Raw genomic sequence first — 11,771 nt, 5'->3', positions numbered from 1 at the left:
AACAGAAACTACAAAAACTATCACAGAAAAAGAAGATAGAATTGTTAGAATCGGTGTTAAACCAGTTGAAAAGATGGTTGAACTTGGTCACGATACAGAATACAGACACAACCCAGAACTTAAAGAAGGAGAAACAAAAGTTATCGAAGAAGGTTCTAATGGATCCGTAAAATACACAACTACTTTCAACAAGGAAACTGGTAAGCTTGAAGTAGCTGAAGAAAGAGTTGAACCAACAAACAAGGTTGTAGAATATGGTTCTAAAACTGAAGGTGAGTTCATTTATGAAAGTGAAAAAGCTTACGACATCATTATCGGAGAAAATCCAGATCTAGAAGCTGGCAAGACTAAGATAATCCAAGAAGGTATTGTTGGTAAAACTGAAACTACTGTTAAGATTGAAAACAGCAAGGAAGTTTCCAGGGATACTAAGACAATCACAGAAAAACAAGATAAGATTATTGAAATCGGAACTAAAAATGTCTGTGAAATCCCACCAGTAGATCCAGAAAATCCAGACAAACCTGTGGATCCAAAAGATCCGGAAACACCAGGTGAAACTCCAGAAGAAAATGGAAAGACTCCTGACAATCAAGCTGGAGACACTCCAACGAAACCAAATAACACACCTAAAACACCTGAAACTACTGAACAAGTAGAAGGCAAAGAAAAAGCAGATACTCCTAATAGGAAGTCTTCTAGTAAATTGCCAAAATCTGGTAGTGAAAGCGAAATAATGACTCTTGCAATGTCAGGATTATTAACAGCAGCAGGTTTCGTAGGGTTGAAGAAAAAACGTAAAGACAGATAATCTTCAATACAAGATTAAAAATCTTATACAATAATCAAACAAAGCCTAACTCATTTGAGCTAGGCTTTTTTGAATGCACACAAAAACCCGACCTCTTACGAGATCGGGTAAAGTTTTATCTAATCATATTTGAAAATGAATTATAAATTAAAATTCCAACCAAAGCTACCAACAACATTTCCAATACAAACACTATAACTTTGATTACGATTTGTGCGATGAATGATTTCAAACCAACCTTGAAACTGTCCTTTTCTAAATACAAATCCAAGAAAGTTGCAGAGTAAGCTATCATTCCTGTGAAGCAACCAATGATGCTTCCGATAAATCCCAAAGGTGTAAGTATGAACATGAACAATGCGTTAATTATCGAAAACACCCCGCCTTTCACATCTCTTGTACAAGGAGGTGGAGTTGGTCTCATGTATTTTTTCGTAAACATGTATATGAATCTTGTCATCACGTAATTGATTAATGGTACTAAAATCAATGTCATTATAGATATCGTAGGTCTATGGAAAACTTTCGACAATTCTCCTAGTGAGCCCCTTGTCGTAACGCTAACCCACACAGCGCTAGTCAAAGCAGCGATTAAACCTGATGTCAAAAATGAATAAATAATTCCGTGTTTTGTGGATGCGTAAAAATCATAGATTTTGTCTGCATATCCACTGATAAATTTTACGCATTTCAAATACCAATCAGGTGAATCGTTTTGCTTGTAGTTTTCGTATTCTTCGTTATCTTCTTTTCTTTGTTTATTAGTGTATTTTTGGTTGATTTCTGCAAAATAATCGTCATTAGATTTAGTGGATTCTTTTGACTGAGTAACATCAGATACCCCATTCACATCATCATTCACATCCACATCTACAGGCTTTTTTTCAAAGTAATCGTCAGGCTGAACAATTTCTTCATCCGATACATAATTTTTGAGATTTTGTTTGAAATCTTGTTTCTTATCGTCCATAGTCTCCTCCTATTAATATTCTTATTTAATAATATACCCATTTGAAAAATAATAATTCAAGTATCTTAAATTTCATAAAAATTTTTTGCTTTAATACTAAATATTTCAAAATTTTAATAAAATAATGATTTTTACGTATTTTTAGCCCTTTTTTGACAATTTTAGTTTACACAATTTACAAAAGGGTATATAAATTGAACAAGGCTTCATTATACTAATTTTCTATGTAAGCCTGTTGTTCATGTAAAAAATCAAATAAAAGGAGGAAAAATGAAGAAATTCAATAAGCGATTTTTATCGTTAATGATTGTAATGTCGATGTTATTGTCGCCTTTGCCAGCAATAGCAGATAAACCAGAAGTACAAAAATCTTCTAGTACTGTTAATGCAACTAGTGAATCAGATTTTGAATTTGATAGTGCAAAAGGTGAAATAACTGGTTACAAAGGAAATGAAAAAGACCTTGTAATACCATCTAAAATCGATGGGAAACAAGTGTATGGATTAGGAAAAAGTGCTTTAAATGGAAAGGGACTTACATCCGTTGTTCTACCTGAAGGTATGACTTATCTAAAATGGGGAGCACTTGGAAAAAATGATTTGACATCTGTTAAGATGCCATCAACTATGAGAAGGATAGAAGCTTACGCATTTGTTCTTAATAAACAACTTAAACATGTTGAATTAAACAAAGGTTTAAAATCAATTGAAACATTTGCGTTTGCTAATCTTCCAAGTCTTTCAGGAGAAATGGATATTCCATCAACTGTTGAATGGATTGGACCAAAAGCATTTTTTAAAAGCAATTTAATTACTTTAAATATTAAAGGTGATGAAAATTCAGCCCCTATAGTATTGAAGAATGCTTTAAGCGATCACTTGAATTATATTAATCTTGAAAATGAAAGAAAAGATATAACAATTGATTATACAGCTTTTTGCAACAGAGAAGTAAAAGAAAAAGTTACAGTAACAGCTCCAGTTAATAAGATTAATATAACAGCTTCATCTGTAAAAGAAGTGGATGATTGGATTAAGAACAATATTAATATTCAATATGCAACTTATTATGTTAAGGCAAGTGACAATTCAGGTCATTCTGATATCAAAAATCCAGTAGATATTAAGTGGAATACTGCAGAAAAATTTGTTAAGAATGGCGAATTCGAAGTAACTGGTGTGATGGATAAGGACTCTATAAGAGATCTTCCATCAAAAGATGGATATATGCTTGCAAATCCAGACAATTGCCAAGGTTCAAATACTATTTCATTGAAATTTGTTGTAACATCACCTTCAGAAACTGAAAAAGAATATGAATTTGATTCGCAAAAAGGCGTTATAACTAAATATCTTGGCAATAAAACTGAATTAGTTATTCCTGATGAAATAGATGGTGTTAAAGTAAAAGGAATTGCTTCAGGTGCATTCAGAAACAAAAACTTAACATCTGTAACTCTTCCAAAAAATCTTGAATTCACTGAATTTGGATCATTCACAAACAATAATTTTTCAAAGATTGTATTTCCGGATACTATGAAGAGCATAGGCTCATATTCTTTTAATAATAACAAAAATTTAAGAGAAGTTGTGTTCAATGAAGGATTGAAAGAAATAGGAAATCATGCTTTTATTAATGATAAAGTATTAAGCGGAAATCTTGTAATTCCATCTACAGTAGAATGGATTGGACCATCAGCATTTAGATACACTAATGTAAATAAATTTAAAATAAAAGGTGGCAAAGATTCTGCCAAACTTACTTTAAAAAACAATTTGGGTCAAGAAATAAAAGTATTTGAACTTGAAGATATTCAAAAACAACTTTATGTTGACTTTACTTCATTCTGTAATAATGAAAAGACAAATCTTATTACTACTGAGAAGCCAACAGATGTAGGTGTATCATCACCAGAAGAACTTGAAAAATGGATAAAAGACAATGTAAATATTCAATTTATGTCTTCTTATCAAAAAGCTGGTGAAGGCTCAACAGCAGAGCTTCAAAAGTTCAAAACTGGAAAATACGATGAATATGTAAATATTGACACAGTTTGGGAACCGATAGCTGACTTTAAGGATAATAAAGCAATTGCAAAAGCTAAAATGCAAGAAATAACAGATGAAACGTTCCCACAAAAACCAGGCTTTATTATGAACAAAGTCTCGAACTATGGTGGAATAAATACTCTTGAATTTGCATTCAATATTGTTGACAAACCTAAAGAAGACGACTCAAAATTTGTTGCTTCAGACTTCACTTATGAAGGCTCTACAGTTACTGGTTTTTCTGAAACAGGATTAAAGAAGATTGAAACAATAAAAGATGTAAACTTACCTGAGAAATCCTCAGAAGGAACAGTTATTACTTCAATTGGTAATGAAGCTTTTAAACAAAAAGGAATAGAATCAGTAAGTATTCCAGAAACAGTTAAATCAATTGGAAACCTTGCATTCCAAATGAATGAACTTACTGAAATTAAATTACCATCAAAATTAGAAACAGCAGGTGCAGCATCTTTTGCCACTAACAAAATAAAAGAAGTAACAATACCAGCAACATTAAAAGAAATTCCTAGTGGAATGTTCTCGACAAATATTTCAACTAAGATTGTTATAGAAAATGGAGTTGAAAAAATAGGACAATCTGCATTCACAGGATGTAAGGTAGAAAGTTTAACACTACCAGCTTCTGTAAAATCAGTTGGAAGAATGGCGTTTAGTGGTGGAGCAAAGGAACAAACTGGGAAATTAAAAGAATTAATTCTTAATGAAGGATTGGAAAAGATTGACACCAAAGCGTTCCAAAACAATATTTTAAAAGAAGTAAAAATTCCAGTTTCTTTGAATTCAATTAAAGATGATTCATTTAAAGGAAACGCACAAGTTGTAGAATTACAAACAACTAATGAAGACCATTTAAAATTCAACACAGAAAAATCATTAAAAAATCAAAAATTTGTATTAGTTGAAGATAATTCTAAGTTTATAGATTCTGACTTCACATACGACGGATCTAAAATAACAGGATTTTCTGAAGAAGGACTTAAGAAGTTAGAAACATCTAAGAATGTAGAATTACCTGAAAAATCAAGTGATGGGACTACAATTACTACAATAGGGAAAGCTGCATTTAGAAATAAAGGTATTGCATCAGTAACGCTTCCAGAAACTGTAACTACAATTGAAGATTTTGCTTTTAATAATAATAAATTAACAACAATTAAATTGGGCAAAAACTTGAATAAACTAGGAACTTCTGTTTTTGGAGTTAACCAAATAACAAAAGTGACGATTCCAGCAAATATCGGTGAAATACCAGGCGGATTGTTCACAATGAATCCTATTACAGAATTGACAATAGAAGACGGTATCAAAAAAATTGGACAAAGTGCTTTTGTTGGAAATGAATTGACAGAACTTACTATTCCTGCTTCTGTTGAATCTATTGGAAGAATGGCGTTTAAATCAGGAAACAGGTACGCTAAGACAGGAACATTAAAAAAATTAACACTAAATGAAGGTTTGAAGGAAATTGATTCAAAAGCTTTTGTTAACAATATTTTAGAAGAAGTAAATGTTCCTTCTTCATTAGAAAAAATAGCAGATGACAGTTTCCAAGGTAATGTAGGAAAAGATCAAAAAAATGTCGTATTCTTATATACTAAGAAACAAGATCACCTTAAATTAAACAATGAAAAATCTATAAAGAACCAAAAATTCATCTTTACAGGAAAACCTGTAAAAGAAGAATTCACACAAGAAGATTTCACTTACAAACAAAATGTTATTACTGGATTTAGCAACAGTGGTATGGCTAAGTTTGCAATTAATAAGGATGTGGTTCTACCAGACAAAAACCCTGATGGAACAGTGATAACAGAAATTGGAGAAAAGGCGTTTATAATCGATTTTGATTCACTTGAAATTATTAGAGGTTGTTTACCAGGAATATCTGATTCACCAGAAGGAATAAAAACAATTAAATTGTCAAGCAAATTAGAAAAAATTGGCAGGGAAGCTTTCAGATATAACGCATTGAAAGAAGTTGATTTTCCAAATACATTGAAGTCTATTGATGCATTGGCATTTAGTGGCAACCAACTACACTCTGTATCATTGCCAGACTCGGTTACAGATTTAGGAGTTGGAGTATTCTCATTAAATAAGATTGAGACAGTTAAGTTATCTAACTCATTGACTGAAATAAACGAAGGTATGTTTAGTTATAATGAAATTAAAAAGTTAGAACTAAACGAAGGAATCAAAAAAGTTGGCAAGTCAGCATTCAGAGGCAACCTATTAGAAGAATTAAAATTACCAGATTCATTAGTAACTATAGAAACTAAGGGATTCCAAGCAAATCTTCTTAAAGAAATTATCATTCCAAAAAATGTTAAGACAATAGGAAAAGATGCATTCAAACAAAAAGAAAAACATAGATTCATAACTAAGGTAGTTCTACCAGAAGGATTAGAATCTATTGGAGTAGAAGCATTCAGTAACAACAACTTAGTTGAAGTTAATTTACCAAAATCACTTACAAGTATTGCAGACAATGCATTCAAAAACAGCTTGGACTTAAATAATCCTGATGCTCAAGTAAGAGTCGTAAAATTATTTACTAAAAACCCTGACCATTTAAAATTCAATAATGAAAAATCATTAGTAAATCAAAAAGTAATTTTCAATGGTATTGGAGAAATAGTTCCTGTTCCAGAAATAAAAGCAGAAGACATCGAAAAAGAAGTTGTAAAACAAGGTGAAAAGATTGATGTAACAGATAACATCAAAAACTTACCAGAAAAAGCAACAGTGAAAGATGTTACAGAATCAAAAATCGATACAAATAAACCTGGTGAATATACTGCAAGAGTAGAAGTAACATTTGAAAATGGTTCAAAGAGAATTGTTGAAATTCCTGTAGTTGTTGAAAAGAAAGAAACAACTCCTTCTGAACCAGAAACACCAGAAGAAATCAAAGACACAGACACATTAAAAGAAATCTTTGACAAAATACCATCAACAAGAATAGCAGGAAGAAACCGTCAACTAACAGCAGTTGAAGTAAGCAAAACACTATTTGAAAAAGCAGACACAGTGATAATAACATCAAGCGATAAAATGGTAGACTCACTTGCATCATCGCCATACGGAGTAGGAATTAAAGCACCAACACTCCTAGTAGACAAAGACAGCATATCAAAAGAAGTACTATCAGAAATCAAAAGACTTAACCCATCTAAAGTAATAATCGCAGGTGGAAAATTATCAATAAGCGAAAAAGTTGAAGACCAAATCAAACAACTAGGAATTAAACAACAAAGAATAGCAGGAGCTGACAGATTCGAAACATCAGTAAAACTTGGAGAACAAGTCAGAGCAAATTCTAACAATAAAAAAGAAATAATCCTAGTAAACGGATTTAATAATATTGACTCATTAACAGCAGGAAGCCTAGCATCAAAATTAAACATACCAGTATTGTTAACAGAAAATGGCCAATTAAATGAAACAACTAAAAAAGCAATCAAAGATTGGGGAATTGAAAAAGTAACAATAATAGGTGGAAAAACTCAAGTATCAGAAACAATAGAAGAAAAATTACAAAACAGTGGACTAAAAGTAGACAGACTTGCAGGAAGAACAAGAGTAGACACAGCACTAGAAGTAGCAAAAGCAGTAAACAGTGACCCTGACAAAGTAATATTTGCAAACAAAACAGCATACCCAGATGCATTAATAGCGCCATATCTATCAAAAACAGAACAAGCACCAATAATGCTGATAGATAAAGACGAAGCATCTGTATCAGTAAAACAATACTTGAGAGATAACAAAATTAAAGAATCCATTATACTAGGTGGCAAATTAAGTATTGAAGAATACAAATAGTATTTAGGACAACAGCAATGTGATTGGATTTTCGAATTCAGTCACATTGTTTTTTGTTTAGTTTAAATGTGGATAGAAAATAGAAATTTAAAATATATTTATCAAACTTTTACAATTATAGTTTTAAATTAATAAAATGTTGATTTTTCAACAAATTAACCATATAAAAAGTTTACTTTATTTACATAAGGGTATAATAGTATTGTAAACTTTTATTATCAAATATTAGTTTAACGCAGATGTAGTAACGATTGTTACAAGAAAAATGAGGAGGATAATATGAATAGAAAAAGGATCGTTTCGTGGATACTGATCTTTGCTATGGTTATAGGATTTGCTCCTGTAAACATATACGCAAGTGATGTTCCACAAAAACAAGAAGTCACTGCGGAAAGTGATTTTGTATTTGATGAAAGTAGCGCTACTATTAAAAAGTATAATGGTACAGCTACTGATGTAGTTATTCCAGAAAAAATTAATGGAAAGGCTGTAACAAATATTGGTAAGGGAGCCTTTGCAAGAAAAGGACTTACCTCAGTAGTTATTCCAGAAGGCGTTGAAACAATCGACCAAGGAGCTTTTTCAGCTAACTCGCTTACAACAATCAAGCTTCCTTCAACTGTAAAACAAATCGAAAGATTAGCTTTTGGAATGAACAAGAATTTAAGTAAAATTGAATTAAATGAAGGTTTGGAATATATTGGTCAACAAGCCTTTATGAATGATAGTTCATTAGCTGGAGAAATTACAATTCCATCTACAGTAAAAACTGTTATGACAACATCTTTTAACAAAACAGGTGTAACAGGTCTATTGTTAAAAGGTGATGAAAAATCCAATTCAGTTTTATTGAAATCATCATTAAATGGGGAAACAATAAAAGAAATAAAATCAGAAAGTCCATTTAAACATATAAGAATCAACTTTAATTCACTTGGAACAGGTGAAGGAGACAAATACCTTGATTTGGGAAAAGTTGAAGCAAAAGCAGGTTCAAAAGAAGAGCTACAAGCTTGGTTAGATGAAAATATCAATACTGATTTTATCGCAACTTATGTAGATAAGAAAGACAACACAGGTTCCAGTGATAAAGAAGTAGAACTTGCAAAAGTTTGGAATTTGGATAAATTCGACAAAACAAAAGAATTCGAAGTATTTGCAAGTATCGACAAAGAAAAAGCTTCAAAGCTTGAACAAATCGAAGGATATACATCACCTTGTGTAACTTGTTCAGCTACAAATTTAATGATTAAACTGACAGTTAAACTTGGCGAATCAGAACAACCTGAAAAACCTACTACTGACGAATGGTCACAAGAAGATTTCACTTATGGACAATTCAAATACAAGGGAAGAATGGAAGAAGAATCTTATAGATTTGGAATTACAGGATTTTCTGAAAAAGGTAAGGCTAAGTTAGCAAAGAATCCTGATTTGGTTATCCCAAAAGAAGTAACTATTGACGGACAAAAAAAGGCTGTTGAAGGAGTTAAAGAAAGTTCATTTAGAAATCAAAAGATTAACAGCGTAACTTTCCCTAAAACAGATGTAGAATTTATCATCAAAGATTACGCATTCGCTAACTCAGGCATTACTAAAGTTAAGTTTGAAGAAGGTTTGAAATCCATTGAATCTTATGCATTCAGGGACAATAAACTTACTGAAGTTTACATTCCAAGCACTGTATGGAAGACAGGTAGCGAATCTTTCATGAACAATGAAATAAGTAAGCTTGAAATATCCGATGATGTAAACAGCATTCAAATAGACAACTATAGCTTTGCTAACAACAAGCTTTCAGTTGTAAAGCTTCCTTATTCTATATTTAAGTTTAGAGATTTTGTATTCAGAGACAATCCAGGCTATGAAAATAGCAAGGTTGTACGATTAGAAACTAGAAATCCTGATCATTTGAAATCAGTAACTTATATCGTTCCAGAAAATGATTATCACAAAGTAGTTTTGGTTACAAATGTAGACAGAAGTAAACTTTTCAAGGAATTGCAAACTGTTAAATCAATTGTAAAATCAGACTATAAACAAGAAAAAATAGACGAATTCGACAATGTATTACAAGAAGCAAAGAGAATTTTTAAAGACGAAAAATCAACACAAGAACAAGTGGACAAAGCACTTGATGATTTGATTGAAGCTGAAGGTAATTTGAGAAAATCAGCTCCAGATAGATCAAAACTTAGAGATTCTATCAAAAAAGCAGACGAATTAGTTCCTGAAATGTTTGAAAAAGAATCCTACGATGCTATGAAGAAGGAACTTGACAAGGCAAAGATTGTCTTGGCTGATTTGGATAAATCATCTGATGAAGTAAAATCAGCACAAGAAAACTTGGATAAGTCTGTCGATGCGTTGGTTATCAACAAAAATTCATTGTACAAGAAAGAAGACTTCACTTACAAGGACAATGCTATTACAGGATTTAGCGATAGTGGTAAAGCGAAATTCAAATTCAACAAGAATCTAATTCTACCAGACACAACTTTAGATGGCAAAGATGTCGAAGTAATCGCAGAATCTGCATTTGATTTAATTAAGGATGAAGGAGTTAAATTCGGTACAGATACTGTAAGTTCTGCTAATGGAATGACTTCATTAGAATTGCCAAAGAAACTTAAGAGAATCGAAAATTATGCATTCAGAGTTAATAATTTCGAAAATGTAGAATTGCCAGATACTTTAGAATATATCGGCGGATCTGCATTCAATGGAAATAGACTAGAAAAAGTTTACTTGCCAGACTCAGTAACAAAAGTCGAAGGAGGAGCATTCTCTTTGAACCAAATTACTGAACTTAGAATTTCACCAAATATGACTGAAATCGCTGGCGGAACATTCTCCAGAAACATCAAATTAGAAAAATTTGAAATACCAGAAGGAATTAAAGTTATTGGACCATCAGCTTTCCAAGGTGCCCCATTAAAACAACTTACTATTTCAAAAACTGTTGAAGAAATCAAAGACAGAGCATTTACAGGACATCAACTAGAAGAATTGACAATTCCTGGAAATGTTAAGAAAATCGAAAGACAAGCTTTCGCTCACAATATCAAATGGAAGAGACTTAAAAAATTAACGCTTGAAGAAGGAATAGAAGAAATCGGAGATTCTGCATTTAGATTTAGTTTGCTTAAAGAAACAAACTTACCAAAGAGCTTGAAGAAGCTTTCAGATGATGCATTCAAAGACGCTGAAACGACGGATAAAAAACATGTAGTAGTTAAGTTGAACACTCAAAACAAAAAACACTTAGAATTTAACAATGAAAAATCATTGAAAAATCAAAAAGTTGTATTTAATGAAACTACAGTTGAAGACATCAAAGACACAGACACATTAAAAGAAATATTCGAAAAAATACCAGCAACAAGAATAGCAGGAAGAAATCGTCAACTAACAGCAGTAGAAGTAAGCAAAACATTATTCCAAAAAGCAGACACAGTGATAATAACATCAAGCGATAAAATGGTAGACTCACTTGCATCATCACCATACGGAGTAGGAAAGAACGCACCAACATTATTAGTTGAAAAAGATTCAATAATGGATGAAGTACTTCAAGAAATAAAAAGACTCAACCCATCTAAGATAATAATCGCCGGTGGAAAATTATCAGTAAGCGAAAAAGTTGAAAACCAAATCAAACAACTAGGAATAAAACAACAAAGAATAGCAGGACATGACAGATTCGAAACAGCAGTAAAACTTGGAGAACAAGTCAGAGCAAATTCAACTAACAAAAAAGAAATAATACTTGTAAATGGATTCAATAATATTGACGCATTAACAGCAGGAAGCCTAGCATCAAAATTAAACATACCAGTATTGTTAACAGAAAATGGCCAATTAAATGAAACAACTAAAAAAGCAATCAAAGATTGGGGAATTGAAAAAGTAACAATAATAGGTGGAAAAACTCAAGTATCAGAAACAATAGAAGAAACATTACAAAACAGTGGACTAAAAGTAGAAAGACTAGCAGGAAGAACAAGAGTAGACACAGCACTAGAAGTAGCAAAAGCAGTAAACAGTGACCCTGACAAAGTAATATTTGCAAACAAAACAGCATACCCAGATGCG

Annotated in this window: 4 protein-coding genes; 3 read left to right on the top strand and 1 reads right to left on the bottom strand. The window is 31.9% G+C overall.

The genetic code is table 11. From position 1 onward, the window contains the following. Positions 1-811: G5 domain-containing protein (locus DES33_RS09650; protein WP_170111630.1), on the top strand; the 811-nt coding region annotated here is incomplete at its 5' end. Positions 812-926: 115 nt separating this feature from the next. Here DES33_RS09650 and DES33_RS07720 read toward each other — a convergent pair. After that, positions 927-1,781 carry a hypothetical protein gene (locus tag DES33_RS07720; protein ID WP_110058594.1) on the bottom strand — a complete coding sequence of 285 codons (855 nt, stop codon included), beginning with the start codon at positions 1,779-1,781 and terminating at the stop codon, positions 927-929. A 270-nt stretch (positions 1,782-2,051) separates the two neighbouring features. Here DES33_RS07720 and DES33_RS07715 point away from each other — a divergent pair, with 270 nt between their 5' ends. Together DES33_RS07715 and DES33_RS07710 are read left to right on the top strand one after the other, a co-directional pair. Continuing rightward, complete coding sequence (locus DES33_RS07715; protein WP_110058593.1) at positions 2,052-7,676, top strand: leucine-rich repeat protein; 5,625 nt, start codon at positions 2,052-2,054, stop codon at positions 7,674-7,676. Positions 7,677-7,955: 279 nt separating this feature from the next. Beyond that, positions 7,956-11,771: leucine-rich repeat protein (locus DES33_RS07710; protein WP_170111629.1), on the top strand; the 3,816-nt coding region annotated here is incomplete at its 3' end.

The sequence above is a fragment of the Finegoldia magna genome (assembly GCF_003182075.1).
GTDB lineage: Bacteria > Bacillota > Clostridia > Tissierellales > Peptoniphilaceae > Finegoldia > Finegoldia magna.
This window is presented reverse-complemented; position numbering and strand designations above follow the sequence as displayed.